The 26,523-nt window shown below is 59.0% G+C and carries 22 protein-coding genes and 1 other RNA gene; 6 read left to right on the forward strand and 17 right to left on the reverse strand.

Annotation, left to right across the window (positions count from 1 at the left end):
• Positions 1 to 3: 3 nt before the first annotated feature.
• From ftsW to NIM86_RS09860, 15 genes are all read right to left on the reverse strand, one after another.
• The gene (gene ftsW, locus NIM86_RS09790; RefSeq protein ID WP_253381536.1) at positions 4 to 1,170 is read right to left on the reverse strand and encodes a putative lipid II flippase FtsW; all 1,167 of its coding nucleotides are present in this window, start codon (positions 1,168 to 1,170) and stop codon (positions 4 to 6) included.
• A complete protein-coding gene (gene murD, locus NIM86_RS09795; protein WP_253381538.1) occupies positions 1,167 to 2,564 on the reverse strand; it encodes a UDP-N-acetylmuramoyl-L-alanine--D-glutamate ligase in 1,398 nt (465 codons plus the stop codon). Before murD ends, ftsW begins: the two co-directional genes overlap by 4 nt.
• A 3-nt stretch (positions 2,565 to 2,567) precedes the next feature.
• Complete coding sequence (gene mraY, locus NIM86_RS09800; RefSeq protein WP_371872871.1) at positions 2,568 to 3,650, reverse strand: phospho-N-acetylmuramoyl-pentapeptide-transferase; 1,083 nt, start codon at positions 3,648 to 3,650, stop codon at positions 2,568 to 2,570.
• 59 nt (positions 3,651 to 3,709) lie between these two features.
• Positions 3,710 to 5,125: a UDP-N-acetylmuramoylalanyl-D-glutamyl-2,6-diaminopimelate--D-alanyl-D-alanine ligase gene (locus NIM86_RS09805; protein WP_371872872.1), complete on the reverse strand. Its 1,416-nt coding sequence runs from the start codon at positions 5,123 to 5,125 to the stop codon at positions 3,710 to 3,712.
• Complete coding sequence (locus tag NIM86_RS09810) at positions 5,122 to 6,594, reverse strand: UDP-N-acetylmuramoyl-L-alanyl-D-glutamate--2,6-diaminopimelate ligase (protein ID WP_253381540.1); 1,473 nt, start codon at positions 6,592 to 6,594, stop codon at positions 5,122 to 5,124. Before NIM86_RS09810 ends, NIM86_RS09805 begins: the two co-directional genes overlap by 4 nt.
• Before the next feature lie 57 nt (positions 6,595 to 6,651).
• The gene (locus tag NIM86_RS09815) at positions 6,652 to 8,322 is read right to left on the reverse strand and encodes a penicillin-binding protein 2 (RefSeq protein WP_253381543.1); all 1,671 of its coding nucleotides are present in this window, start codon (positions 8,320 to 8,322) and stop codon (positions 6,652 to 6,654) included.
• The gene (locus NIM86_RS09820) at positions 8,319 to 8,723 is read right to left on the reverse strand and encodes a hypothetical protein (protein ID WP_253381545.1); all 405 of its coding nucleotides are present in this window, start codon (positions 8,721 to 8,723) and stop codon (positions 8,319 to 8,321) included. The genes NIM86_RS09815 and NIM86_RS09820 overlap by 4 nt, the downstream gene beginning before the upstream one ends.
• Entirely contained in the window at positions 8,720 to 9,745 is a 1,026-nt protein-coding gene (gene rsmH, locus NIM86_RS09825) for a 16S rRNA (cytosine(1402)-N(4))-methyltransferase RsmH (RefSeq protein ID WP_253381547.1), read from the reverse strand. The genes NIM86_RS09820 and rsmH overlap by 4 nt, the downstream gene beginning before the upstream one ends.
• Positions 9,742 to 10,203 carry a division/cell wall cluster transcriptional repressor MraZ gene (gene mraZ / locus NIM86_RS09830; RefSeq protein ID WP_253381549.1) on the reverse strand — a complete coding sequence of 154 codons (462 nt, stop codon included), beginning with the start codon at positions 10,201 to 10,203 and terminating at the stop codon, positions 9,742 to 9,744. The genes rsmH and mraZ overlap by 4 nt, the downstream gene beginning before the upstream one ends.
• 428 nt (positions 10,204 to 10,631) lie before the next feature.
• An RNA gene (gene rnpB / locus NIM86_RS09835) (RNase P RNA component class A) lies at positions 10,632 to 11,046 on the reverse strand.
• A gap of 98 nt (positions 11,047 to 11,144) precedes the next feature.
• Positions 11,145 to 11,765 carry a lytic transglycosylase domain-containing protein gene (locus NIM86_RS09840; protein WP_253381551.1) on the reverse strand — a complete coding sequence of 207 codons (621 nt, stop codon included), beginning with the start codon at positions 11,763 to 11,765 and terminating at the stop codon, positions 11,145 to 11,147.
• Positions 11,766 to 11,977: 212 nt separating this feature from the next.
• The gene (locus tag NIM86_RS09845; RefSeq protein ID WP_253381553.1) at positions 11,978 to 12,736 is read right to left on the reverse strand and encodes an N-acetylmuramoyl-L-alanine amidase; all 759 of its coding nucleotides are present in this window, start codon (positions 12,734 to 12,736) and stop codon (positions 11,978 to 11,980) included.
• Positions 12,733 to 13,476, reverse strand: coding sequence for a DnaJ family molecular chaperone (locus NIM86_RS09850; protein WP_253381555.1), 744 nt, complete (start codon positions 13,474 to 13,476; stop codon positions 12,733 to 12,735). The genes NIM86_RS09845 and NIM86_RS09850 overlap by 4 nt, the downstream gene beginning before the upstream one ends.
• Positions 13,477 to 13,584: 108 nt before the next feature.
• A complete protein-coding gene (locus tag NIM86_RS09855) occupies positions 13,585 to 13,875 on the reverse strand; it encodes a hypothetical protein (RefSeq protein WP_253381557.1) in 291 nt (96 codons plus the stop codon).
• Between the two features lie 148 nt (positions 13,876 to 14,023).
• Complete coding sequence (locus NIM86_RS09860; RefSeq protein WP_253381559.1) at positions 14,024 to 14,413, reverse strand: hypothetical protein; 390 nt, start codon at positions 14,411 to 14,413, stop codon at positions 14,024 to 14,026.
• Positions 14,414 to 14,572: 159 nt separating this feature from the next.
• Between NIM86_RS09860 and NIM86_RS09865 the strand changes: the two genes are divergently transcribed.
• The 6 genes from NIM86_RS09865 to NIM86_RS09890 all read left to right on the forward strand — a co-directional run bounded on the left by NIM86_RS09865 (position 14,573) and on the right by NIM86_RS09890 (position 23,182).
• Positions 14,573 to 18,229, forward strand: coding sequence for a hydantoinase B/oxoprolinase family protein (locus NIM86_RS09865; RefSeq protein ID WP_253381561.1), 3,657 nt, complete (start codon positions 14,573 to 14,575; stop codon positions 18,227 to 18,229).
• 91 nt (positions 18,230 to 18,320) lie between these two features.
• Complete coding sequence (locus NIM86_RS09870) at positions 18,321 to 19,526, forward strand: pyrophosphate--fructose-6-phosphate 1-phosphotransferase (RefSeq protein WP_253381563.1); 1,206 nt, start codon at positions 18,321 to 18,323, stop codon at positions 19,524 to 19,526.
• 221 nt (positions 19,527 to 19,747) lie between these two features.
• Positions 19,748 to 20,107, forward strand: coding sequence for a lytic transglycosylase domain-containing protein (locus NIM86_RS09875; RefSeq protein WP_253381565.1), 360 nt, complete (start codon positions 19,748 to 19,750; stop codon positions 20,105 to 20,107).
• Between the two features lie 145 nt (positions 20,108 to 20,252).
• Positions 20,253 to 21,071, forward strand: coding sequence for a glycoside hydrolase family 25 protein (locus tag NIM86_RS09880; RefSeq protein ID WP_253381567.1), 819 nt, complete (start codon positions 20,253 to 20,255; stop codon positions 21,069 to 21,071).
• A gap of 84 nt (positions 21,072 to 21,155) precedes the next feature.
• Positions 21,156 to 21,917, forward strand: coding sequence for a mannosyl-3-phosphoglycerate phosphatase (locus NIM86_RS09885; protein ID WP_253381569.1), 762 nt, complete (start codon positions 21,156 to 21,158; stop codon positions 21,915 to 21,917).
• Between the two features lie 44 nt (positions 21,918 to 21,961).
• Complete coding sequence (locus tag NIM86_RS09890) at positions 21,962 to 23,182, forward strand: glycosyl transferase (protein WP_253381571.1); 1,221 nt, start codon at positions 21,962 to 21,964, stop codon at positions 23,180 to 23,182.
• 30 nt (positions 23,183 to 23,212) lie between these two features.
• Here NIM86_RS09890 and NIM86_RS09895 read toward each other — a convergent pair whose 3' ends face one another.
• Positions 23,213 to 25,024, reverse strand: coding sequence for a sugar phosphorylase (locus NIM86_RS09895; RefSeq protein WP_253381573.1), 1,812 nt, complete (start codon positions 25,022 to 25,024; stop codon positions 23,213 to 23,215).
• Between the two features lie 107 nt (positions 25,025 to 25,131).
• A complete protein-coding gene (locus NIM86_RS09900; RefSeq protein WP_253381574.1) occupies positions 25,132 to 26,514 on the reverse strand; it encodes a cation:proton antiporter in 1,383 nt (460 codons plus the stop codon).
• Positions 26,515 to 26,523: the final 9 nt, after the last annotated feature.

Genomic DNA, 26,523 nt, shown 5'->3' on the forward strand with positions numbered 1-26,523 from the left:
TCCCTACACCGCCGGTGTGAATGCGCCGGTGGGCGCCGACGACAGATTGAATTCCAGCCCCGCCCGTTTCTCCGGCCGGTGACGCGTCAGCGCCAGAACCATGCCCATGGCGATAGCAGTCGCGATCAGCGAAGAGCCGCCGCTCGACACGAATGGCAGCGTCATGCCTTTAGCGGGAAGCAGCTGCAGATTGACACCGATATTGATGACCGATTGCAGGCCGAAAATGGTGACGAGGCCGCAGGTCGCGAGGCGTGTGAATTCATCGCGTTCACGAAAGGCAAGCCAGAGACCACGAACGACGACGACCGTGAAGACAGCGAGCAGCAGGAGGCAGAAGACCGCGCCGAACTCTTCCGCAGCCACGGAGAAAACGAAGTCGGCATGGCTATCGGGCAAAGACCGTTTGACAATGCCTTCACCCGGACCCACGCCAAACCAGCCGCCATGCTGGATGGCCTGCATCGCTTGCATCACCTGGTAATTGTCGCCTTCTCCGGTGAGGAAGCGATTTATGCGGCTTTGGACATGGTCGAACGAAAGGTAGGCGGCTACTGCCGCGCCGACGCTCAGAACGCCAAGCCCGGTGATAAGCGCCCAGCCGAGCCCCGAAAGGAAGAACAGAACGCCGAATGTCGCCGCGACGAGCATGGTCTGGCCGAGATCCGGCTGGCCGACCAGAAGTGCCGAGACCAGCAGGAAAAGAACAATGGCAAAGATGTTTCCGGGAATTTCGGGCTTCTTCATATGTTCGGAAAACAGCCAGGCGGCCATCACCACGAAAGCCGGCTTCATATATTCGGAGGGTTGGATCGAAAAACCGAAGATGTGAAGCCACCGGCGCGAGCCTTTAATCTCCATGCCGACGAACAGCACCAATACCATCATGATAAGGGTGACGAAAAATAGAATGGCCGAGAAACGCCTCACCTGCCTCGGCGACAGGAAAGACACCGCCACGAGGGCGATGACAGCCGGCACCATGAAGACGATCTGCCGAATGACGAAGTGATAGGGATCGAGCCCGATCCGCTCCGCCACTGCCGGGCTTGCTGCAAAGGATAATGTGATGCCGAACAGCATCAGCAAGAGCGATGAGACCAGCAGCCAGCGATCGATGGTCCACCACCAATCCGAAATGAGTCCACGCTCGGTTCTCTTGAGGTTCATTGGGCATCACCTCCGATAGGTTCGGCGCCGGGAAGCGCGAGGACGGCGGCGCGGAACGCATCGCCGCGCACTTCGAAATTGCGGAACTGGTCGAAACTGGCGCAGGCCGGCGAAAGCAGAACCACGCCACCACCCGCTTCATCTGCATCACGCGCTGCATGAGCGACGGCGACGTTCAGCGTATCGCTGATCTCATAACAAACCTTTTCACCGAGAGAGGCGGCAAAACCCGGAGCGGCTTCTCCGATGAGATAGGCTTTTTCGACACGTTCGAAGAGCGGGGAAAGAGCTTCGATCCCGCCTTCTTTCGGCAATCCGCCGGCGATCCAGCGAACATGGTCGAAGGACGACAGCGCCGGCGCCGCAGCCTCGGCATTGGTCGCTTTTGAGTCGTTGATGAAGAGCGTCTTCCCGATCCGCGCTACCTGTTCCATCCGATGCGCCAAGCCGGGAAAGGTTCGCAGACCTTCGCGGATAATATCTTCTTCCAGACCGAGCTTCAGGCATACGCCAATGGCCGCCATGGCGTTTTGGGCATTGTGTCTGCCGCGCAGCGAGCCGATACCGTCAAGGGATGCGATGACCCTCCGGTCGGGCTCCAAGGCGAGCACAATATCATTCCCATCGGCAAAAAGACCGGTTCCGAGATGCTGCGTCGTCGATATCCGTAGCGGCTCCCGTCCTTCGGCGAGCAAGGAGTCGGAGAGACGCTTCCCGTAGACATCGTCAATGCCGACAATGGCATGGTCGCTACCATGGACAAGCTGCGCCTTGATCGCGGCATAGTTCTCGATATTGCCGTGACGGTCCAAATGGTCCGGGGTGATATTCAGCAGAATACCAACGGTCGGATCGAGACCGGGCGCCAGATCGATCTGATAGGACGAACATTCGACGACGTAGTGGCGGCCTTCCGCGGGCGGATCGAGCGTCAGAACGGCACGTCCGATATTGCCGCCCATTTGCACATCTTTTCCGGCCGTGTGCAGCATATGAGCGATCAGGGCTGTTGTCGTGGATTTGCCGTTGGTGCCGGTGATCGCAATAAACGGAGCGGTCGGCCCGAAAGCTCGGCGTTCCCTCGCAAATAGCTCGACATCGCCGACAATTGGTACACCTGCGTCTTTCGCCAACATAGCCGACCAATGAGGCTTCGGGTGGGTCAATGGCACGCCAGGCGCAAGAACAAGCGCTGCCAGCCCAGTCCAATCCAGTTCGCGAAGGTCGCCGGTCGGCACGCCTTCCTGCCGGGCCTTTTCAATACTATCGGGGCTGTCGTCGAACGCCGTCAGTTCCGCTCCGCCGGCCAGGAGCGCCTTCGCCGTAGCGACACCCGAGCCGCCAAGCCCGAAAAGCGCCACTCGTTTGCCGGAGAAGGAGCGGACCGGGATCATCGATCAGCGAACCTTGAGCGTCGAAAGGCCGATTGCTGCGAGGATCAGCGCGATGATCCAGAAACGGATGACCACTTGGCTCTCGGTCCATCCTTTCTTTTCGAAATGGTGATGAATCGGCGCCATCAGGAAGACGCGCTTGCCGGTCCTCTTGTAGACAGCGACCTGAATGATGACCGACAACGCCTCGATTACGAAAAGGCCGCCGATGATGGCAAGCACCAGTTCGTGTTTGGTGGCGACCGCGACCGTCCCGATCAGGCCGCCGAGCGCAAGGCTGCCCGTGTCGCCCATGAAGATGGCCGCTGGGGGCGCGTTGAACCATAGAAAGCCTAGTCCGGCCCCAACCACAGCGCCCAATATGACCGCCAGTTCGCCGGTGCCGGGCACGAAATGGATCTGGAGATAATTGGCGAAGATTGCGTTACCCGAAAGATAGGCGATGAGAGCGAAACTTGCCGCCGCGATCATGACCGGAACCGTCGCCAGACCGTCCAGACCGTCGGTGAGGTTGACCGCATTCGCTGCGCCGACGATCACCACGGAAGCAAAGACCGCAAAAAACCACCCCATATGGATCATCAGATCCTTGAAGAAGGGAAAGGTCAGCGACGAGGAAAAGGGCTTCTGCCCAGCCTGGATGATCGTCCAGGATGCGATGCCCGCGATAATGAACTCTGCGGCCAGGCGAGAGGCTCCCGAGAAGCCGAGATGGCTCTGCTTCGTCACCTTAAGATAATCATCATAGAAGCCGATGATGCCGAATGCGATGGTGACGAGCAAAACGCACCAGACATAGGTCGAATAGGGATTTGCCCAGAGAAAAGAAGAACCCAGAATACCCACGAGGATCATCAGCCCACCCATGGTGGGCGTACCGGCTTTCTTGAAATGGGTTTGCGGCCCGTCTGCGCGGATCGGCTGGCCCTTGCCCTGTCGAACGCGCATCGTATTGATGATGGCCGGACCGAAGAGAAACACGATCATCGCCGCCGTCACCATCGCCGCACCGCTACGAAATGTGATATAGCGGAACACGTTGAAGAAAGAGACGGTCTCTTTCAGATCAACCAGTAGATACAGCACAGCGTATCGCCCCTTCTTCAATAGTCCCCGCTAGCGTGGCAAAGCTGCCGCGCCGCTATTTACTCTTTTGCAGCCGAACCGCGCATAGTCGTCACCAACCGTGACAGCCCGACACCGTTCGATCCCTTTACCAGAACCACATCGCCATCGCGCAATTTCTGCCGGGCCAGCGCGATGAGCGCGTCGACATCGGCGCAATGATGGCCTTTTATATCGTCAGGAAGCGCGTCCTGCAGCGCTACTATCTCGTCACCAACCGTGAACACTTCGTCCACTTTCGCAGCCTTTATCGGTTCGACCAGTTCCGCATGATAGGCAGCGCTTCTTTCGCCAAGCTCGCGCATATCACCCAAAATCGCGATCCGTCGGCCGCCCTCCGGCAAACTGGCCTGTCCAAGGCTGGCCAGCGTAGCGGCAACGGAGGCTGGGTTGGCGTTATAACTTTCGTCGATCAGCGTGATTGTTCCGCCATCGTTGGATGCGACGGTGTGGGTCTCGCCCCGGCCTGTCCCTGCGCGCAGCGTCGCGAGCGCGATAGCCGCTTTTCCAACATCGGCGCCAGTCAGCTTGGCCGCCCCCAGAACAGCCAGCGCATTTTGCGCCATATGTCGGCCGCCGACGCCCAGCTTCAACTCCATCGCATCGTCGGAAAGGCTGATCGCGAGTTGCCCGCCATCGCGGGTCGGCGTGTATTCGCGGAGCTGAAATGCAGACCGTGGATGCTCGCCAAAACCAAGAACATGATCGACGCCAGCCTGTCGCGCGAGGTCCTCAAGCAACGCGAACCGTTCATCGTCCCGGTTCAATAACGCTGTCCCGCCCGTCACAACGCCTTCGAAAATCTCAGCCTTTGCCCGAGCGATTTCTTCAATCGACGAAAAATGCCCGATATGGGCCGGCGCAATGATCGTGATGATCGCGATGTGAGGGCGTACCATTTTCACCAGCGGCCGGATTTCTCCGGGGTGGTTCATGCCGATTTCGAAAATGCCGTACTGGGTCGATTCCGGCATCCGCGCCAATGTCAGGGGTACGCCCCAATGGTTGTTGAAGCTCTTGTCGGATGCATGAACAGCACCTGACGTTTCCAACGCTGTGCGCAGCATTTCCTTGGTGGTCGTTTTGCCGGACGATCCGGTGACGGCGATAATCCGAGCGCGGCTGCGCGCCCGCGCCGCCTGACCCAACCGACCCAATGCCTCCAGCACATCGTTGACGACGATCATCGGCGTCCGAAGCCGGCCCATCGCCGGAAGCTTGCCTTCCGAAACGACAAGCAATGCTGCGCCGTTGGCGACTGCTTTTGTGCAGAAATCATGACCGTCGAACCGGTCGCCCTTTATGGCGAAAAACACCTCCCCGGTCCGAACGGTGCGGCTATCGATCGAAATACCGCTGATACCCTCGGGCATCTCGCCAACGGGCCGACCGTCCATGGCCGCAATCATATCGTCGCTTGTCCAGAGAAAACTCACGAGGCAGCTCCCGCCGAATGCTCGGCCTGAGCCGCCAGCGCCTGCCGCGCTTCATCATGGTCGGAAAATGGCAGCGTCTCACCCTTGATCGTTTGACCCGTTTCGTGCCCCTTGCCGGCGATCACCAGCGTATCGCCCGGTCCGAGCATATCCACCCCAACCTCGATTGCCCTGCGGCGATCTCCGATCTCCTGTGCATCGGGCACAGCTTCGAGGATCGCGGCGCGGATCAGACCGGGCTCCTCGGAGCGTGGATTATCGTCCGTGACGATGATCGTATCGGCCAACCGTCCGGCGATTTCCCCCATGATCGGCCGTTTGCCAGGGTCACGGTCACCACCACAGCCGAAGACGACCACGACTTTGCCGGTGGTGAAGGGGCGGACCGCCTTCAGCACGTTCTCCAGCGCTTCCGGCTTGTGGGCGTAATCGACGTAAACCGCCGCGCCATCTCTCGTCGCGCCGACCTTTTCTAACCGACCGCTTGCACCTTTCAGTCCGTGCAGCGCTGCAAAAACCGAGGCGGCGTCGCTGCCCGTCGAAATCGCAAGACCTGCGGCAACCAGAGCATTTGCCATCTGGAATTCACCGGCCAACGGCAAATCGACCTCATGATGATCGCCGGCGTAAAGGATCTGCGCACGCTGACCATCCTGCAATTGTTCGCACCGCTCCAAGCGCAGCAAGCTGCCAAGGCGCCCGACAGTGAGAGCCTCGCATCCGCCTTCTTCAGCCGCAGAAATCGTCTTTTCGCTCCAGGGGTCGTCGGAAAAGACAATCGCCGGCGCGCCATTCGGCAGCAACTCTCTAAAGAGCCGCATTTTGGCGCGGTGGTAGTCCTCAGCATCGGTATGGAAATCGAGATGGTCGCGGCCGAGGTTCGTGAATCCGCCAGCCGCAAGTCGCACACCGTCGAGGCGATACATTTCCAAACCGTGGCTCGATGCTTCCATGGCACCATGGGTGACGCCCGAGGCCGCCAGCTCGGCAAGCAGGGCGTGCAATGAAATCGGATCGGGCGTTGTGAGCGAACCAAATTCTTCCCGGCCTGGCGCCGTCACGCCCGTGGTACCGATGGAAGCGGCCTGCAGACCGATATGGCTCCATATCTGGCGCACGAAAGACGCCACCGATGTTTTACCTGCCGTGCCGGTAACGGCGACCATTGTTTCCGGCTGGCCGCATGAGAACCGCGCAGCAGAGAGCGCTAGTGCCCTGCGAATATTGTCGGTTCGAAAAACCGGAATGGAGAGGTCTTTGAGCACCGCGGCCCGATCGGCGACCACTGCCATGGCGCCGGCCTTTTCGGCATCGGCAGCGAAGGCAGCCCCATCGGTTTTTGTACCGGGAATTGCGAAGAAGAGCGTTCCGGCGCCAACCTGCCGCGAATCGCTAGCAAGGCCTGCAATGGCGTGATCCGAACCGACCTCGCCCAATTGCACCAGATCAGCGATATCCGCGAGTCGCATAAGGTCCCCTTAGCCTGCCGGACTACCTATCTTCAGTAGGCAAGCCCACGGTGATTCTCAATCCGCCGCCAAGACTGCCTCGTTTTCGGGGCCGAATTCCGGCTGTACGCCAAGAAGCGGCGCGGATCGCAAAATAATATCGGCAACCGTCGGTGCAGCGTTCGACCCGGCTGTTACTCCGCCGCCCTCAGGCGGAGCCTTGGGCTCGTCCAGCGTGACGAATACGATGTATCGCGGATTGTCCATGGGAAAGGCCGCGAGGAAATCGTTATAGCGTTTGGTCTTTGAATAGCGGCCGTTGACGACTTTCTCTGCCGTGCCGGTTTTGCCGCCGACATTATAGCCCGGCACTTCAGCCCGCCTGCCGGAACCTTTCTCGACATTCAGCCGGAAGAGGTAGCGCATGTTGGCGCTCGTCTCCGGCTTGATGACCTGTTTGGCTTCACCCAAAGCTTCGTCGATACTGCGGCGCTTGAAGGTCGGTTGAAGAAGACGGCCGCCATTCATCAAGGCCGCTGCAGCGGTCGCCGTTTGAAGCGGCGTCGTCGAAAGCCCGTGTCCGAAGGCAATCGTGAGCGAATTGATACGTTTCCACTCATTTGGATATTGCGGCTTTCCGACCTCCGGGATCTCCAGATCCATCTTGTCCATCACGCCCATCTTTTCGAGAAAAGCGCGATGGTGATCGATGCCAAGCTGATCGGCGAGCTTGGCGGTGCCGATGTTGGAAGAGAATATGAAAACTTCCGGCAACGTCAGTGGACGGTATTTGCCGTGAAAATCGCCGATGGCGAATCGCCCCACCCGCAATTTCTGGCTGGCGTCGACAATCGAGCCCATATGTACGATGCCTGAATCCAGCGCCATGGCTAACGTCAGCGCCTTGAAAGACGATCCCATCTCATAGACGCCAGACGTCATACGGTTGAGACGATCCGGCGCCTGCTGGTCGTGCGGATCGTTGAGATCGTAGTCGGGCAGCGAGGAAAGAGCGACGATTTCACCCGTCAGTGCGTCCAGAACGACGCCCGCAGCGCCTATGCAGCTATAACGCTCCATCGCGTGGTCGAGCGCGTCGCGCAGGACGTGCTGAACACGCAGATCGATAGACGTGCGAACCGGCTCGAGGCTCTCCGCTTTCGCAAGACCGGCAGCGCGCAATTGCTCGAGGCCGCTTGCATCGAGCCATTTTTCCAACCCCGCAATGCCGCGTCCATCCGCGCTCGTCAGGCCGAGCACATGGGCAGCCGTCGCCCCGCCCGGATAGAACCGCTTCTTCTCCGGCTCGAATTTGATTCCTGCCAGACCGAGGTCGTGAATGGCTGACTGTTGCCGAGGCGTCAGATCGCGGCGAAGGCGAATATACTTGGCCGAACTGGTCAGCCGGCGTCGGGTCGATTCATAGCTAAGGTCCGGCAGAACGGTGCGCAGCCTTTCTACCACCTCATCAGGATCGCCGATCCTGTGAGGCTCGGCGAAAAGCGAAGCCGTTCGGATATCGGTCGCCAGCACCTGGCCGTTCCGGTCAAGAATATCGGGCCGCGCCATCTGTGCGGCGCGCGGAATGGAACCGGTAATCTCCCCTTCCTGCATGGCAATTTGGACAATACGGCCGCCCATCACACCATACACGACGACGAAGACACCCATCATCATGGCCACCCTACCACGGGTCCGACCGCCACCTTTTTTGCCGAGTCCGTCGATCTGGATCGCCGCTTCGCTCATTGCCCCGCCTCCTGCGGGATCGAGCCGGTCATCAGAGCGTCATGGCTAAGATTGTCGCGACCCAAAATGGCAAGCGCCTCGTCCAACCCTTCCTCGCTTGTGTTATCCAGCGGGCGCGGCGGCAATTGTTCCACACGCGCATACTGGTCAGGCCGCAAAGGCTCCAGCGGCAATTGCGATTTGAAGGTTTCGAGATGCGCCTGCAGACGATGCGGTTGCGTCATCAGGCTCCAGTCGGTTTCGAGAATTTCAATGGCGTTCTTGCGCCGTTGAATCTCCCGCTCGACACTGGCGATCTCCTCCAGCGTCGTATCCGTACGATGCTTGGCGGTATAGGTATATCCAACAGCGTAAACGATGATGGCGATCATCAGCATGTCGCGCAGGCGAAACATTTTCATCGCCGATCTCCTGCAATCCGTAGGGCATGAACATCCGGCAGCCCGAGCATCTTGCGATTCTCGATGGGCCGGGCGGGGGCATGGGTACGCCGTGCGGCGCGCAACCGCGCCGAGCGAGCGCGAGGATTTGCGGCGGATTCGGTATCCGAAGCCGATATCGCTCCACCGATTTTCTCGAAAGTCGGCATCGGTCCATCCGTTACCGGCATGTGCCGTGACACCGCTGGCGCTTCCGAACGGGTCTGCATGAAGCGTTTGACGATGCGATCCTCGAGCGAGTGAAAGGTGACCACCACCAATCGTCCGCCCGGCTTGAGGATACGTTCCGCAGCCTCCAGCGCCGAGACAAGCTCGCCCAACTCATCGTTCACGAAAATGCGCAGCCCCTGAAAAGAGCGTGTCGCCGGATGAATTCGTTCATGCGCGCGGCGCGGCATGAGATCGGCGATGGCTTTTGCGAGATCGCCGGTTCGCGTGAATGGCTGCTCTTCGCGTCGCTGGCCGATCATCCGGGCCACGCGCGACGCCTGTTTCTCTTCGCCTAAAAGTCCGAAGATGCGCGTCAGATCCTTTACGTCCGCGCTGTTAACGACATCGGCAGCAGAGAGGCCACTTTGCGCCATACGCATATCGAGCGGCCCATCGGACTGGAAGGAAAAGCCCCGCTCGGCCTGATCCAACTGCATGGAAGAAACGCCGATATCCAGAACAATCCCGTCGAGCGGCTCGGAAACATAATCGTCCAGATCGCCGAAATTGCCGGCGACAAAACGAAAGCGCTTGCCAAATTCCCTGGAAATAGCCTCAGCCGTGTCGGCAACATCCGGGTCGCGATCCATCGCGATAAGATGCGCGCCGCATTCGAGTATCGCCCGACTGTAACCACCCGCCCCGAATGTTCCATCAAGCATGGTCTCGCCGGTTTGCGGCGCCAGCTTTTCAATGACCTCTAAGAGGAGAACCGGAATGTGGCGGGCCGGTCCGCCGGGAAAAGACAGTGCGTCTTCGTGGCCCGCCATCATTCCATCCGCTCCTGACCGCGCGCATTCTGCCGCATGGCCAGGAGACGCTGCCGAACCGCCCTCGTATGCGCTTCGGCCTGCTTCGGATCCCACATCTGGAAAAAACGCCCCCGCCCGATAAACGCCACCTCGTCGGTGATACCGGTATGCTCCCTCACGAAATCCGTCACGACGACACGCCCTTCCTTGTCCAGTTTCAGGAAGGCGCCGTCGCCATGAATGAAGAAACTCATATCGTCCGCACTGCCGAGAAAAGGGTCTTCCATCTCGATCCGCTGTTCGTAACGATCCAGAAGATCGGGTCCACCCACGTCCATGGCCGGACAGTCGAGCGCCCGCAGCGCGTAGAGTTCCTGAGTGTTGAGAGATGTAAGAACGGCGCGGAAATGGGCCGGAACCGAAACCCGCCCCTTGGCGTCGATCCGGTTGATGGCATTGGAAAGAAAACGCTCTGCCACCGAACGACCTCACCCTCGTATCCCCGCTCGAAAACCGTGCTTCCCCGACCGCCGTGCGCCCGTTTGCAGCACGCCGCTCCACGAATGACTGAAAAACGCGATTCCCAATCGAATCAGTAGTTTAAAACCCTGCGCAGCTGCCCCATTCTGCACCGGGATACCATCACTCTGACACTGCAAAAGAGCTAACATGGGCATTTATGGGCGTCAATGGGAAGCCTTCGTTTAGTCGACGTAAATTAGACTAGTGTGATAGATCGCCGGGACGTTCTTCACTGTTCATAAACCAAGTGGATTAAGGATTTCTTAGTGGGTCGGTTCTGGCACAGACAAGTGAGCGCAATCGCCCATATCCCCGACCGAATTCGCACTGAAGTGAGATAAAGCGTTGAAAAACGCAAGGTGTGGGAGAGCGACCCATGACAGGAAATGTCAGCCGGCCTGTAAGCCGGGTTCTGTACGTCGCCACCGTGTGATGACGAAGCAGTGACCATTCATCTTGGGCCGTCCTTACGAAAGGCCTCAAGCAACCAACCCGGATAGCGAAAGCGGAAACGCTCTGGCGCCGTAGCGCCGTGCCATCCCTATTCGGTTTTGCTCCCGGTGGGGTTTACCATGCCGCTTCCGTTGCCGGTCGCGCGGTGCGCTCTTGCCACACCCTTTCACCCTTACCCGAACCTGTCGCCCGCAAAAGCGAACACAAGCCGGGCGGTCTGCTTTCTGTGGCACTGTCCCTGGGGTCGCCCCCGCCGGGTGTTACCCGGCACCGTGTTTCCGTGGAGCCCGGACTTTCCTCACCGGCCGCCTTTCGGCATTGGACGGTGCGGTCACCCGGCCGACTGACGTCGCTGATGTAGGCTGTAACGGTGTCGATGTCCACGCAGCAGAAGGCCCGCTTCGCCATCGGCGAAACGGGCCATGCAATATTCGAATTGTCTCGATCAGGCGCCGAGAAGACGCTTCACCTTTTGGCAGTAACGCTTGGAGACCGGATTCATCTTCTTGGCGCCATGGCCGGCATTATACTTCAGAATGGTTCCGCAGGTGGAACCGCCGCCGAGCTTATGCGCCTTCGCCAGATAGGCGACGCCAAAGCGAATATTGGTGGCTGGATCGTAGAGATCCTTGGTCTTCCCCTTGAAGCCCATCATCGCAGCAGTAGCCGGCTTGATCTGCATGAGGCCGACCTCGCCGGCAGCGCCTGTCGCATCGGGACGGAAGCTGCTCTCGACCTGGATGACAGCTTTGACGAGCGAAGCAGGAACGCCGTGCTTCTGGGCTTCCTGATCGATGATCGATCCGAATTTCGAATCGGCAGACTTTTTGGCATGGCTTGGCTTAGCGGAAGCTTTGGCTGTCTCGGTTTCCGCACCGGGGCCGCCCTGGACACCTTTCTTCAGCGCAGCGGCCAATGAGTCTGCGGCAGGTGAAGATTTTTTATCGAATTTTTCCGCGAAATGGCTGACGCCTGGCAGTTTCTCGGAAGAGGTTTCGGCGCTCGCAGGCACACTGATCAAGGCAGCGGCAAGAATCGCCACCGTCGCACCGGTAACTTTAAGCATGATCTCTCATTCACTGTTGCGCAGCGTACCGCTTGGGAGAACCGCTCAATGAGCGTCGTTTCGGTCTGCTGCTTGCCCCACATCCAGCGACAACATCGTGCCGCCGATAACGAGGTGATGTTTCGCAACGCACCTGCACCGAAATTGGGCAAAGTCATTCACGAAATGTAACAGCGATCACATCAACGGAACCCGGCCCGCTGGCGAAAAGCTCACGATGCGCTCTTTGCCTTGCGTGCCAAGCGGTAGAGCCGATCAATGGTCTGTTTGTCGGCCAGACCATTGATACAACTTTGGCGGTAGTGCATCTGAAAAGATGCAATCAAAGTCCGGGTACGCTCGTCATATTCGCCGGTCACTGCCACATCGTAGCCATAGAGTGACAGGAGCCCCTGGACCGCTTTGATGGGCTGACCGCGTTCACCGGGACCGAGCAGGGTCGGCCCGCCCGCCTCTCCGCCATCGTCGTAAAGTCCGACTCCTCGTTCGGCCAATATCCTCCAGGGGAAATGCTCGCCCGGATCGATCTTGCGTCCCGGCGCGACATCGGAGTGGCCGAGCACGTGGTGCGCGAGAATTTGGTGGCGCTCGATAACGTCGAGACACAAACCGATGACCACGTCTATTTGCGCTGACGGATAAGGCGGCAACCCCGCCGGGTGGCCGCCATTGACGATCTCGATACCGATGGACCGCGAATTGACGTCGCGCTCGCCTTCCCAGCAAGAGGCGCCCGCGTGCCACGCCCGCATGGCCTCTGGCACCATCTGAACGACCCGCCCATCCTCGTGGACGATGTAATGAGAGGAGACGTTGCTTTCGGGGTGACAGAGGCGGCCTTCTGCCTCCTCGCCACTACTCATTCCGGTATAATGCAGCAGCAGGATATCTGGGCGAACGCCATTCGCGCGAGGTCCGCAATTGGGTGAGGGTCGAACCCTTGCTCCGCGATAATCTGCGGCAAAGCTCATGCCCGGCGATTCTCAGACACGGAGCGGACTTCCTCGATAGCCGACATCGCGGAGTTAAGAGCGGCCATACGCTGATTGGCAATTTCGAGAAATTCCTCGGGGACACCGCGCGCCACCATGAAATCGGGGTGCCACTGGCGCGCCAGTTCGCGATACCTTCGCTGCACCTCCTGCCAGGAAGCATCGGCTGACAGACCGAGGACCGCATATGGATCGGCCTCGCCAAGCGACACGTGACGCGCGGCGATCGTATCGAAGGCCGCGTCCGAAAAGCCGAAGATCGATCCGACGACACGCAGGAAATCCAGTTCGCGCTCGTGCAGCACCCCATCGGCCTTGGCGATATGGAATAGCCCGTCCAATACGTCTTCGGTCAGGGGCGTTGCGCTTTCGCGCCCATCGCCATCACCGCAAAGCTCTGCCATCTGGCTGGCATACGCTTCGAATCCCGCGACATCCTGTTGCGCCAGTTCATAAAGACGAAAAACGTTCCGTGTTTCGGATTCGGGAATTTCGAAAATTTGCTGGAAGGCGGTCACTTCCGACTGGGTCACGACCCCGTCCGCCTTGGCCATCTTTGCCGAAAGCGCGATCATGGCCACTGAGAAAGCCACCTTGCGTCGATTTTCCGGATCGCCTGCAAAAAACGAGCGGAACATCTCCGCCATGAACAGCAGAATGCTCTCCGCATGAGAGGGCATGCGCCGTATCAGTTCACCGAGAGAAGACCATACATTCATAGCGCGCCTTGTAGCCTTGGCGAGCCAAAGCGCAAAGGATCACATGCGATGGTGACAAAAAAGCCGGCCTTCAGACCGGCTTTTCTGCTTATCGAACGATGGGGATTGTCAATTGGCCGGTTCGGTGGTCGTTCCGTCCATGCCATCGGCCGACTCGCCTTCCTCCGGCTGAAGGGTCAGATCGCTCGGCACTGTCGCCTCGCCGGATTGAGACCCATCTGGCTGAGCCATGTTATCGGGCTGCTGTGGCGAAGCCTGCATCGTATCGTCGGTCGGGGCAACCGGCTGCGTTTCTTCCACCGTGCTCTGAGTGGTGACCTCATCGGTACCGGAGTCCGAGCATGCAGCCAGACCAAGCACGGCGAGAGCAGAAACGCCTGAAATGAGAAGATTCTTCATAGGAAAAAGTCCTTTTCTATTCCATTCGAGACCGACACAAAAAGTCGGCCCCGGCGCTGAAACGCCGAGGCCGCCATTCCGTTCAATCACGAAATGCTAATATACAGAAACCGGGATTGAGATGAGAGCCTTACTCTCGCCACATCGCTCAGTTGGCGGTCGAAGAATTTTCCTCCAGCGGCGGCTCTTCATCGTTACCATCCGTGGCGTTCTCGATGGATTCGCCTGCACTCTCGGCTGCCGCTTCCGCTGCATCGGCGGCGTTTTCGGCAGCGTCGGCAGCGTCTTCCGCGGCCTCGGACGCATTCTGGGCGGCATCCTCGGCGGCGGCTTCGGCATCTGCCGCTGCGTCGGATGCGGCGGCTTCAGCATCATTTGCAGCATCCTCGATGACCTGCTCGGTGTCTGACGCCGTCTCGTCCACGGATCGCTCGACATCGACATTTTCAGTCTCGACAATCTCGTCATTGTCATCGCCACATGCGGCCAGACCAAAGAGGGCGATGGCGGAAATCGAAGCAAGCAAAAGCTTTTTCATGATGATTTTTCCTTCTCGAAATATAGAAATCACAGCCACCAAACGCCCCTTCCTCCATTTCGTTTCAAGCTTGGACAAGAATCTCTTCCCACCGTCTGGACATGAGGCCGGAGCCCATGGCCAAAGAGAGCGCACATACGCAAGCAGGAACCCAACCGCATGAAAAAGCTCTGGCAGTTCTGGATCGACCGTGGCGGCACCTTCACCGATATCATCGCCCGCACGCCGGACGGTCAGCTACTCGCCCGCAAAAAACTGTCGGAGAGCGAAGCCTATGACGATGCGGCGGTCTCCGCCATTCGCGAATTTCTTGAACTCGGCGAAGGAGAGACCCTCCCCGCCGGGCGGGTGGGTTCCATCCGTATGGGCACGACGGTAGCCACGAACGCCCTTTTGGAACGTAAGGGCGAGCCTACCCTCCTCATCACCACCAAGGGGTATGGCGACGTTCTTGAAATCGGCACACAGGCACGACCCGATATTTTCGCCAAGAAAATCATCAAACCCGACATTCTTTACGATCGTGTGATCGAGGTAACGGAGCGCATCCGCGCCGATGGGGAGACCGAGCAGGTCATCGAAATGGCGGATCTGGAGGAGCAGCTTATCGCCGCGCATGCCGACGGCTTCCGGTCTTGCGCCATCGTCTTCATGCATTCCTGGCTGAATGGCAGCCACGAGCACATGGCAATGAGCGCTGCGAAAGCCGCAGGCTTCGAGCAAATCTCCGTCAGCCATGAAGTCTCGCCGCTGGTTCGCTTCGTCGGGCGGGGAGATACAACTGTCGTCGATGCCTACCTCACCCCTGTGCTGGAGCGATATATCGAACGCTTCCAAAGCGCGCTGGGCCTCCAAAATCTTGCCGAGGCAGACCGGCCCGATCTCCGTTTCATGATGAGTTCCGGGGGACTGACGGACGCGGCCCTCTTCCAGGGAAAGGACGCTATTCTGTCAGGGCCGGCCGGCGGCGTGGTCGCCATGGTCGAAACCGCCCGTTCGCTGGAGTTCGACAACGTCATCGGCTTCGATATGGGCGGCACCTCCACCGATGTGGCGCATTCTTCCGGCCGGCCGGAACGCGTTTTTGATACCGAGGTGGCGGGCGTGCGCATTCGTGCGCCAATGATGCTGATCCACACGGTCGCCGCTGGCGGCGGCTCCATCGTCCGTTTCGAACAGGGACGCTATCAGGTTGGGCCACAAAGCGCCGGCGCCGATCCGGGACCGGCATCCTATGGGCGCGGCGGCCCGTTGACCGTCACCGACATCAACGTTCTGCTCGGTCGCCTTCAACCCGACCTCTTTCCGGCAATTTTCGGCGAGAGCGGCAGGGAGCGATTGGACAAGGTAGAAGTCGAAGAAAAATTCCAACGGCTGGCGAGCGACGGCGGCACCGATCCTTTCAGCGCGGCGGAAGGATGCCTCGCCATCGCGGTCCAGAACATGGCCAATGCCGTCAAGACGATCTCGGTTCAGCGCGGTCACGACCTGACACGCTGCCTCCTGAATGCGTTCGGCGGCGCGGCGGGGCAGCACGCCTGCGCCGTGGCTGACGCGCTTGGCATGAAAACCATCCTCATCCATCGACTGTCGGGTTTACTGTCCGCCTACGGCATGGGCCTCGCCGCACTTTTCGCCAGCCGCCAACAGGCCCTGATCAAACCGGTCGACGAACATCTCCCGGCGACGCTTCAGCTCACCGTCAACCGCTTGGTGGATGCAGTGACCGCGGAACTGGCCGGTCAGGGCGTCGAGCGACAGAACGTCGCCTGGCGGGCGGTTCTGCAATGCCGATATGATGGCACTGACACGACACTCCCCGTCGCCGATGAAAGCTTCGATCCCGCGACAATACGTGAAGCGTTCGAGACTGAACACAAAAGCCGCTTCGGCTTTTTCGATGAGGGTCGTTCCATCATCGTGGAGCAGGTTTCTGTCGAAGCGATCGATATGGGCGAAGATGAGCAGTCCGTGATAAATGCCGTCGCCGATCCCCACGAGGCCGAGCCATCTGAATGGCGGCAGGTCCGTTTCGATGGCGAAATGGTCGAAACCGGCATCTTTCATCGCTCGGAATTGCAACCGGGCGCGGCCATCGAAGGGCCGGCTCTCATCATAGAGCCGAACCAGACGATCGTGATCGAGCCGGCTTGGCAGGCCGAAATAACGGCCAGCGACGATGTTCTTATCAAACGTAAGGAAGGGCGGGTAAGCGATTCATCCGCCAATGAAAACGATGCCCCGCTTGAATCAGATCCTGCGCGCCTGGAAATCTTCGCCGGCCTGTTCATGGCCATTGCCACCCAGATGGGCGAAGCGCTCCGCAACACCGCTTCTTCTGTCAACATCAAGGAGCGGCTGGATTTTTCCTGCGCTGTCTTCGATCCCGATGGACAATTGGTCGCGAACGCGCCGCATATGCCCGTCCATCTCGGCTCCATGGACCGGTCGGTCGAGACCGTAATCGCCCGCAATGCCGACGCAATCCGTCCCGGCGATGTGTTCGCGCTCAACGATCCTTATAATGGCGGCACCCACCTGCCGGACATCACCGTGGTCACGCCGGTGTTCGACGACGCCGGTAAAGACGTCATCTTCTGGGTCGCAGCGCGCGGACACCACGCCGATGTCGGCGGCTTGGCGCCGGGTTCTATGACGCCGCGCGCAACGTCCATCGAGGAAGAGGGCGTTCTGATCGATAATCTGCGGATCGTGGATGGGGGCCGCTTCCAGACACAAGCCGTCGAGAAGGTGCTGACTGATCACCCTTATCCGGTCCGCAACCTTGCCCAGAATATTGCCGATCTTCGCGCTCAGGTCGCAGCGAACGAAAAGGGCGTCAGCGAATTGCGGGCCATGGTGGCGCAATTCGGCCTGCCGACCATGCACGGTTATATGCGCTTCCTTCACAAAAACGCGGCGGACGCGGTGCGCGACCTCCTCGATACCCTGCCCGACGAAGCAGAAGCGCGGTACGAAACCGATACCGGGGCTGAGATTGCCGTCAAAATTACCGTCGATCGATCGAAACGTCGCGCGACGGTGGATTTCACCGGCACCAGCGCACAGCAGCCCGACAACTTCAATGCGCCCGAACCGGTCACCCGCGCGGCAGTGCTTTATGCATTTCGGGTGATGGTAGAAAAGCCCATTCCAATGAATGCTGGCTGCCTCGATCCTATCGATATCATCGTGCCTGAAGGTTCGATGCTCGCGCCGCGCTTCCCGGCGGCGGTTGTCGCCGGCAATGTGGAGACGAGCCAGCACGTGACCAACGCCCTGTTCATGGCGCTCGGGGCGATGGCCAACAGCCAGGGAACCATGAACAATCTGACCTTCGGCAATGATGAGAAGCAGTATTACGAGACCATCTGCTCAGGCGCGCCTGCCGGCCAAAACAATGCCGGATCAGGCTTTGCCGGCACCGATGCGGTGCAGGTGCATATGACGAACAGCCGCCTCACGGACCCGGAAATACTGGAATTACGCTTCCCCGTCATGCAGGAAGAATTCTCCATACGGCGCGGATCGGGTGGCGATGGCGCATTTCCCGGCGGCGACGGTGTCAGCCGCAAGATCCGTTTTTGTGAGCCGATGGATCTCGCGATTCTCTCTTCGCACCGCACGATTGCTCCGAAGGGCCTGGCAGGTGGCGAAGACGGCTTGCCAGGCAAGACCGAGATTCTCCGAAATGACGGATCGCGGGATGAATTGGCCGCGTCGGATCAGACAAAGGTCGCCGCTGGTGAAGCGGTTTTAGTCACAACTCCAACGCCCGGCGGCTTCGGCCGTCGGAGCGACGGGCGACAGCTTTAGAAGCCAAGGTCACAAACAGCTTCGCATAGACTTTCATTCGCCAGCCATGACGGTATGTTCGGCGCGAACCAGCAACAGATGAGGATACGAAATGAGCGGTAAGGTAGCGATGTTGACGGCTGGTGGACTGGCGCCGTGTCTATCCTCTGCGGTGGGCGGTCTGATCGAGCGCTGGTCTGAGATTGCGCCGGATCGCGAATTGCTGGCTTACACATCGGGCTATCAGGGCCTTCTGACCGGTCAAAGCGTCACGATAACCGAAGATATGCGGCGTGACGCACCACTACTGCATGGTATGGGCGGCTCGCCCATCGGCAATTCCCGAGTCAAGCTGACCAATGCGGAAGATTGCGCCAAGCGTGGCCTCGTCAAAGAAGGTGAAAACCCCCTCGCCGTTGCAGCGAAGCAGCTTCAGGCCGACGGCGTCTCGATTCTCCATACGATCGGAGGCGACGACACCAATACCGCCGCCGCCGACCTCGCTGCCTATCTGAAAGACAATGGCTATGAGCTGACGGTGGTCGGCTTGCCGAAGACCATCGACAACGACATCGTTCCGATCCGCCAATCGCTTGGCGCGTGGACCGCGGCCGAAGCGGGGGCCGCATTCTTCGACCATGTCGGCAACGAGCAGAGCGCTCAGCCCGGCTGCCTTGTCGTTCATGAGGTCATGGGCCGCCATTCCGGCTGGCTCTGCGCTGCTACTGCACGCGCTTACCGCGCTAGAATTTCGGGCCGCGCCTATCCGGACAATTTCCTTATGGGCGAAGCGATGAAGGATCTTGAAGCGGTGTACGTTCCGGAGATGGCGATCGATCTCGACGCGGAAACCGAGCGCCTGAAGAAGGTAATGACCGACCATCGCTTCGCCACGGTTTTTGTTTCCGAAGGCGCTCTTGTCGACACCATTGTCGCAGAGCGGGAAGCTGCTGGCGGGGAATTACCACGCGATGCTTTTGGCCATGTCCGGTTGGATAAGGTCAATGTCGGTGGCTGGTTCGCCGAGCAGCTTGGGCCGGCCATCGGCGCCGACAAAGTGCTTGTCCAGAAAAGCGGCTATTTTGCCCGCTCCGCCCCGGCCAATGCAGACGATCTGCGTTTGATCAAGGGCATGGTCGATCATGCTGTCGCCTCCGCTCTCGAAAACGTGGGCGGCGTGGTCGGCCATGACACGGAGGCGGACAATCGTCTGCGCACCATTGAATTTCCGCGCATCGGAGGCGGCAAGGCCTTCGAGCCCTCCGTCGAGTGGTTCGGCGCATTGCTGGACGAGATCGGGCAGCCGCTGCCCGCATAGGTTTTTCGCCATAGAATTGGCGTGATCGCAGCTTCTCACTCCCGTAAGAAGAGGGCTGCGGGAAAACACCTATGATACGCGAGACGACGGTGGCGGCGTTGCTGAGTGCAATGCTTTTTGGATGCGCGACGAATACGCCTCTTCAGAATTCATCCGCGATGAAAGTAACGGAAAGCCCGGCACCGCCGCCGCCTGTGGGGAACGCAGCGGGGCGCGCATCCTTGGAGCCTCTGATCTCCTACTACGCGGCGAAGCATGACATTCCGGAGTCGCTCCTCCATCGTGTCGTCACTCGGGAAAGCCGCTATAATCCGAAAGCGAGAAATGGCCCCTACTGGGGTCTCATGCAGATCAGGCCCGATACGGCGAAAACCATGGGCTATCATGGCGCGCCAGCCGGTCTTCTCGATCCTTCGGAAAATCTGGAATATGCAGGGCGCTACCTACGCGGCGCCTGGCTACTCGCCAACGGCAGCGAAAAACGGGCCGTTCAGCTTTATTCATCCGGCTATTACTACGTCGCCAAAAGACGCGGAATGCTGTGTGAAACTAGGCTACGAAACTGCCCGGCACAGAAATGACCGTGTCTATCGCCATGAATGGGCCAAATCTTTTCGAATGGGACGCGAGCGGTTACTTTCTTTTAACCATAACGCCGCAGCATGAATCGATCGCGGCGAGCTCTCTTCAATGTCGACACCAACCCATAGCAGCGGATAGGTCCACATGATCGGCAAATGGTATGGGTCTCGCGCAGCACTTTTCGGAACTCTGCTTTTATCGTCCGTGCTGGGGGCCTGTTCATCCACCGACACGGCGGGCGTGCTTTCACTGACAGAACCGACACGCGGCACGTCGAAGGGATTACGCTTCGACGATCATGATCCTTACGATTTCACGGGCACCGCTCCATGGCATCACCAGGTTCATGGTGTTGACGTGGCGAAGTATCAGAACAAGATCGACTGGCCGCGCGTCAAAGGCTCAGGTATCGGCTTTGCCTTCATCAAGGCGACAGAGGGTGGTGATCGGCTGGACAGCCGCTTTCGCGAAAACTGGGCCACGACAGGCGCTATAGGGCTGCCACGCGGCGCCTACCATTTCTTCTACTGGTGCCGCTCCGGCAGCGAGCAGGCCGATTGGTTCATCCGCCATGTCCCGCGCGAAAAGGGTGCTATGCCGCCTGTGCTGGACGCCGAATGGAACCCCGATAGTCCCACATGCCCCAAAAAGGTGCCGCCGGCTCAAGCGCGCAAGATGCTGCGCGACTTCGCCGCAAAGGTAAGCCGCTATTACGGGCAAACCCCGATTGTCTATACGACTGTCGATTTTTACCACGACAACGATCTCGGCAGCATGACAGGCGTGCAGTTCTGGTTGCGCTCGACCGCTGGCCATCCATCGGAAAAGTATCCGGGTCAGAACTGGACCTTCTGGCAATATACAGGGACAGGAAAAGTGCCTGGCATCGGCACACCTGCCGACATCAACGTTTTCCGCGGCTCGCCGACCGATTTCCGCAAGTGGATGGCCCGGCACGGCTGACAAAGGTCATTTTTATGTGACTGACTGACTCTAATTGCTGCAGGTGCGCTGGAACGCGGCCCCGGCGGCGGTATAATCCCGATCATGATTGTCTTCTCCGATCTCGACGGGACTCTGCTCGACCATTCCAGTTATGATTTTGCTCCGGCGCTTCCTGCCATCCGACGTCTGCAGGATGCCGGCATCCCGATCGTGCCCGCAACATCGAAGACCGCTGCGGAGGTCGCGCCGCTCATGAAGCGGATCGGACTGGAAGGGCCTGCAATCGTCGAGAATGGTGGCGGCGTGATCAATGGTTCGGATACGGCGTATAGGAGCGGCGATTATCTCATCGTCCGCGAGCGTCTCGATCAACTCCCCCCCGCCATGCGCGACCGATTTAAAGGCTTCGGCGATATGGGTGTCGACGGAATCGCCAAGGCGACTGGCTTGCCGCTTGATGCCGCGAAGCTGGCAGGGGAGCGGCAATTCACCGAGCCTGGCCTTTTCGACGGGACGCCTGATGAGTTGAGTGATTTTCTCGATGCGCTGCACAGCCTCGGCATCTCCGCCAAGAAAGGCGGAAGATTCCTGACCCTCGCTAATGGCCGCCACAGCAAGGCGGACAAGATGAGTATGGTTTGCAAGGAAATCGACGCCGAGCCTCCAATCGTGGCGCTGGGAGATGCGCCGAACGACCGCGCAATGCTGGAAGCGGCCAATATCGCGATTGTTGTCCGAAACCCGGATCACGGGGGGATCGATGTGGCCGAGACGGCGCAGCGGCGGGTCATTCAAACGACACAGCCCGGTCCTATGGGATGGAACGAGGCGATACAGGCCATTTTGGATGAGTATGGCTATTAACAGCGACAGGGTCAGAACCCGATGACCGGACAGGAGCGTGTGGTTTGAGCGATTTTCACCAGACAGGTGCGATCACCACCTTTCACAACGTCACCCGACGAGACGAGAACAGCATCACGTCAGAAGTGGCGAAATATGCAAAGGCCCGCCCCGTCACCCTCGTTCTGCCATCGCTCTTTTCCGAACTGGAAGGCCCCGCCCTGGAAAAGATCGTCGACGTGCTCGTCGACCTGCCATGGATCAACAATATCTACATCGGCCTAGATCGCGCCAGCGAGGAACAGTACCGCTACGCCAAGGACTTCTTTTCGAGGCTGCCGCAGCACCATCGCGTCCTGTGGAACGACGGCCCGCGCATGCAGGCCATCCATGAGAAGCTTGCAAGCGAAAATGTCGCCCCGACCGAGCTCGGCAAAGGCCGGAATGCCTGGTATTTGATGGGTTATGCGCAGGCCATGCCGCGCGGCAGCCAGGTGTTGGCGCTGCATGATTGCGACATCATCACCTATGATGGCGCCATGCTTGCGCGGTTACTGTATCCGGTCATCAATCCAGACTTCAAATTCGTTTTCTCGAAAGGCTACTACGCACGAATTGCAGATGGAAAATTGAATGGCCGGGTTGTGCGGCTTTTGGTCGCGCCGCTCCTTCAAGCGCTCGAAATGGTCGTCGGCCCGCATAAATTCATCCGTTATCTGGCCGCGTTCCGCTATCCGCTCTCCGGCGAATTCGCAATGAACATGGGTATCGTGCCAGAAGTTCGCATACCGTCCGACTGGGGGCTGGAAATCGGTTTTCTGTCCGAAGTCCGGCGCACCGCAAACACCGCTCAGATTGCCCAGGTCGATCTCGCCGACATTTATGACCACAAGCATCAGGACCTGTCCGAGCAGGACGCGACAAGCGGGCTTTCTCGCATGAGCATCGACATCATCAAAGCCGTGCTGCGAAAGCTGGCGACCGAGGGCGTCATCATCAGCGACAGCACGCTTCGGGCGTTAAAGGCGAGCTATTACCGCACGGCGCTCGATATGATCGAAGCCTATGCGGCCGATGCCCGCTTCAACGGCGCTCGTGTTGATCGTCATCGCGAGGAAAAGGCCGTCGAACTCTTCGCGAGTAACATCATGGAAGCCGGAGAAACATTCCTCCGCGACCCGTCATCGACGCCATTCATACCAAATTGGCGGCGGATCAGGTCCGCCTATCCGGACATCTTCCACGACCTCGCGGAAGCCGTGAAAGACGATATGGAAGAGGTTTAAGAGGTCTGGCGACGCGCCGGGCGCCGAAGTCTATCCCCGACGATTTGCCAGCCACACGCATTGATACGGCGCCAGTTCGATCGTCTTATCTGCTTCTTCGTAATGGCGGCCTGACAGAAGATCGAGAACGGGCTCGTCCATGATCAGATTCAGCCGGTTCAATTCGACCGTCTGCACTTCGTTGCTGACCGAATGAATGGCGTGGATCGACTGAGTGCGGTCTCGCGACTGACGCCATAGTGAGAAGATGCCAGGCCCGAGGTCTAGGGTCATTTGCGTTGCGTTCGGGTGGAAGGCTGGCTGGCGCGTACGGATGCCAAGTCGGCGCTTCATCTCGGCAAAAACCCTCGACTGATCGCTGTCCGGCTGGCTCAGTCGATCTTCGAGATCGCGATAGTCCCAGATATGCCGGTTGAGGGAGCGCTTCGCGCCGGTCCGATTCATACGTTCTTCGTCGTTCGGGGTCGCCAGAAGGGAGTGGATGTAAATGCCCGGTATACCTTCAAGCGCCATCTGTATCGTCTGATTTACCATGAAGCGGTCGAAACGGAAGGAATGGCCGCCCGGGCCTGCCTTCATCGCATCCCAGAGCGAGACGTTGATCTCATAGGGCCGTTCTGTGCCATCTGACATGGCGCGCATCGAAACCTGGCCACCGACGGCGGAGACCGCCGCAATCATCTCCGACACCTGATCGTCCGTCAGATAACCTTCGGCAGCACGGACGCCGACACCGTCATGACTGGCGGTGAAGTTGAAGTAGAAGCTGCCAGCGGGCGCCGGCGGCTGGTGACGCTGCCAGAGAGTCAATTGCCGTGCGTCGCCTGTTGTCAAAGCATGCAGAACCAGTGGAGGCAGCGCAAAGTTATAGACAGCATGCGCTTCATTGCTCGCACCGAAATAGGAAATGTTCTCTCTGTTCGGGACGTTGGTCTCGGTGATGATGACCATCGCCTCGCGGCTGTAATCGGCCAGCGTGCGCATCAGGCGGATGATTTCATGCGTCTGGGGCAGATGGACGCATTTTGTGCCGATCTCTTTCCAGATGAAGGCTACGGCATCGAGACGCACCGTTCGCACGCCCTCGTCCATAAAAAGACGGATGATACGTATGAATTCCAGCAACACATCAGGATTGGCGAAATTCATATCCACCTGATCGCGAGAAAAGGTGCACCAGACATGCTTCTCCCCCTCGCTGGTCTCGAATGCCTGGAGGAGAGGCTGAGGACGAGGACGAACGACATCTGAGACATCCGTGCCGGGCTCGACCGAACGGAAATAATCGCAGCCCGGCTTCTGGCCCTGCAGAAATTGAACGAACCACGGATGCAGTGCGGACACATGGTTGAGCACGAGATCCGCCATCAGTTTATGGTGACCGGCAATTCGCCGCATATCCTGCCAGGTTCCGAGTTCGGAATGAACGCGGGTGAAATCGACGACCGCAAAACCGTCATCGCTGGTCCACGGGAAAAAAGGCAGCACGTGAACGCCATTGATAACACTGCCAAGATGCCGGGTCAGGAAATCGTCCAGAATATGCAGCGGCGGATGTTCGTAATCCTGGAGCGAATTGCCATAGGTGATGAGAATGGCGTCACGTTCGCTCCATGGCGGCGCGGATACGCGTCGCCGCTGAGGGCGACATAAGACACGCTTGTCACTAGGCCAAAAGGCATCGAGAACACGTCTCGCGAGGTCTTCGGCATCGTGGTGCGGGTAGATGAAGGAAAGGTGATAAACCAGCCTTTTTACCAAAAGCGCTGGAAACGCCATCAGATACTCATCCTCAACGGTCGCGGCGTTGTTCGCCTGATCCATTTCTGCCACTTCGCTCATAGAAATTCTTGCCAGACTGCGCTTTTCTTGTTCACCATCGATCTCTGCACACAATATGCTCAATCATGGCGTAAGGTCACGTCCGATCCGCACCTACGACATGGCTGCTATGCATGATCCTTCGGATCGAAATGATGGGATGGCTGGCTGGTGCGGGCCTGTCGCTTTAATTCGCGCGCTTCACGCCAGCTCCGCTGGCGCTTTCTGATTGCGTAGCGGCCAGCCCGCCATCGCACTTTCATGCCGTAGAAGCGTCGTCCTTGTCGCGCGCGCTCCTCGGCCAGGAATAGCTGCAGACCCTCACGATAATTCCAGTAGCCCTCGGTCGCGATATCTTCCACCCTGTGCATAAGGAAGGTCCATGCCGGCGATACGAGCAGCGTGACCGCTGTCACGGCGATCGCCAGACGGTAGAAATCATAGCCCAATGCGCCCGCTGACAGGCCCGTCGTCGCCAGTACGAACGAGAATTCACCGATCTGGGCGGTGGACAATCCAGCAATCAGGGCCGTTTCGCGGCTATGGCCAGTCATAGCCAGAAGCTGAATGTTGAGAAGGCTTTTTGCCGCGATCACGGCCAGCGACGTTCCGACGACGAGCGCCAGATTGGACCAGATGTAGTTCAGGTCGATAAGCAGGCCGATCGACAGGAAGAACACGACGAGCAGCACGCTCTGGATCGGCTCGATGACCGGAATGACACGCGCGCGAAGAGTGGAATTGCCGAGCAAAAGTCCGGCAAGGAACGCGCCATAGGCCGGTGAAAGGCCGCTGTAACCGGAGGCGGCCGCCCCGCCGAAACAAATCGCCAGCGCACCGAGGGCCAGCATTTCCACATTGCCCTCGACTGCCGAGGTAAATGGAAAGCGCAGCTTGCCGCGTTTACCGAGATACCAAAGGACCACTGCCAGCACCGTGACGGCAGCGAGCACCTTGACGATCAGAAGAAGGATCGAGGCTTCGCCTCTGCCAAGCGCCCCGACTATAATGAGCATAGGCACTACGGCAATGTCCTGCGCGATCAGAATAGCGATGGCGATCCGCCCGGAATCGCCTCGCAATTCGCCCATGTCGTCGAGCATCTTCATGGCGACGACTGTTGACGACAGCGCGATAATGAAGCCGAGCACGACGCCTTCAGCGGTGGTCGCCTCCCCAGCCCATGCGATGAGAAAACCGACGAGCAACCCCGCGATCAATTGCCCGGATGCGATCAGAACGGCAGGCCGCAAGCTGAGAACGAAAGCCTTCAGCGAGATTTCCAGACCGATGAAGAATAGGAGAACGAGCACGCCCATTTCGGCAAGCGCGTTCACCGATTCCGATGTTCGAATGAACCCGAGGGCCGTCGGCCCCATTAGCATCCCAGCCAGAATAAATCCGACGAGAGGCGGCTGGCGCATTCGCATGAGCCCAAGGCCAAGCACAGTCGCCACGGCAATTACCATCGCGACGTCGATAAGCGGAAAGGCGGTATGATGTTCATCCATAACGGCAAA

The sequence above is a fragment of the Notoacmeibacter sp. MSK16QG-6 genome (assembly GCF_024158145.1).
Lineage (GTDB): Bacteria > Pseudomonadota > Alphaproteobacteria > Rhizobiales > Rhizobiaceae > Notoacmeibacter.

What these genes read in the sequence shown, in the direction of transcription:
- ftsW (WP_253381536.1), bottom strand. Translation starts at nt 1,170, where the DNA reads ATGAACCTCAAGAGAACCGAGCGTGGACTCATTTCGGATTGGTGGTGG.
- murD (WP_253381538.1), bottom strand. Translation starts at nt 2,564, where the DNA reads ATGATCCCGGTCCGCTCCTTCTCCGGCAAACGAGTGGCGCTTTTCGGG.
- NIM86_RS09810 (WP_253381540.1), bottom strand. Translation starts at nt 6,594, where the DNA reads ATGCGACTCGCGGATATCGCTGATCTGGTGCAATTGGGCGAGGTCGGT.
- NIM86_RS09815 (WP_253381543.1), bottom strand. Translation starts at nt 8,322, where the DNA reads ATGAGCGAAGCGGCGATCCAGATCGACGGACTCGGCAAAAAAGGTGGC.
- NIM86_RS09820 (WP_253381545.1), bottom strand. Translation starts at nt 8,723, where the DNA reads ATGAAAATGTTTCGCCTGCGCGACATGCTGATGATCGCCATCATCGTT.
- rsmH (WP_253381547.1), bottom strand. Translation starts at nt 9,745, where the DNA reads ATGATGGCGGGCCACGAAGACGCACTGTCTTTTCCCGGCGGACCGGCC.
- NIM86_RS09840 (WP_253381551.1), bottom strand. Translation starts at nt 11,765, where the DNA reads ATGCTTAAAGTTACCGGTGCGACGGTGGCGATTCTTGCCGCTGCCTTG.
- NIM86_RS09845 (WP_253381553.1), bottom strand. Translation starts at nt 12,736, where the DNA reads ATGAGCTTTGCCGCAGATTATCGCGGAGCAAGGGTTCGACCCTCACCC.
- NIM86_RS09850 (WP_253381555.1), bottom strand. Translation starts at nt 13,476, where the DNA reads ATGAATGTATGGTCTTCTCTCGGTGAACTGATACGGCGCATGCCCTCT.
- NIM86_RS09855 (WP_253381557.1), bottom strand. Translation starts at nt 13,875, where the DNA reads ATGAAGAATCTTCTCATTTCAGGCGTTTCTGCTCTCGCCGTGCTTGGT.
- NIM86_RS09860 (WP_253381559.1), bottom strand. Translation starts at nt 14,413, where the DNA reads ATGAAAAAGCTTTTGCTTGCTTCGATTTCCGCCATCGCCCTCTTTGGT.
- NIM86_RS09865 (WP_253381561.1), top strand. Translation starts at nt 14,573, where the DNA reads ATGAAAAAGCTCTGGCAGTTCTGGATCGACCGTGGCGGCACCTTCACC.
- NIM86_RS09870 (WP_253381563.1), top strand. Translation starts at nt 18,321, where the DNA reads ATGAGCGGTAAGGTAGCGATGTTGACGGCTGGTGGACTGGCGCCGTGT.
- NIM86_RS09880 (WP_253381567.1), top strand. Translation starts at nt 20,253, where the DNA reads ATGATCGGCAAATGGTATGGGTCTCGCGCAGCACTTTTCGGAACTCTG.
- NIM86_RS09885 (WP_253381569.1), top strand. Translation starts at nt 21,156, where the DNA reads ATGATTGTCTTCTCCGATCTCGACGGGACTCTGCTCGACCATTCCAGT.
- NIM86_RS09895 (WP_253381573.1), bottom strand. Translation starts at nt 25,024, where the DNA reads ATGAGCGAAGTGGCAGAAATGGATCAGGCGAACAACGCCGCGACCGTT.
- NIM86_RS09900 (WP_253381574.1), bottom strand. Translation starts at nt 26,514, where the DNA reads ATGGATGAACATCATACCGCCTTTCCGCTTATCGACGTCGCGATGGTA.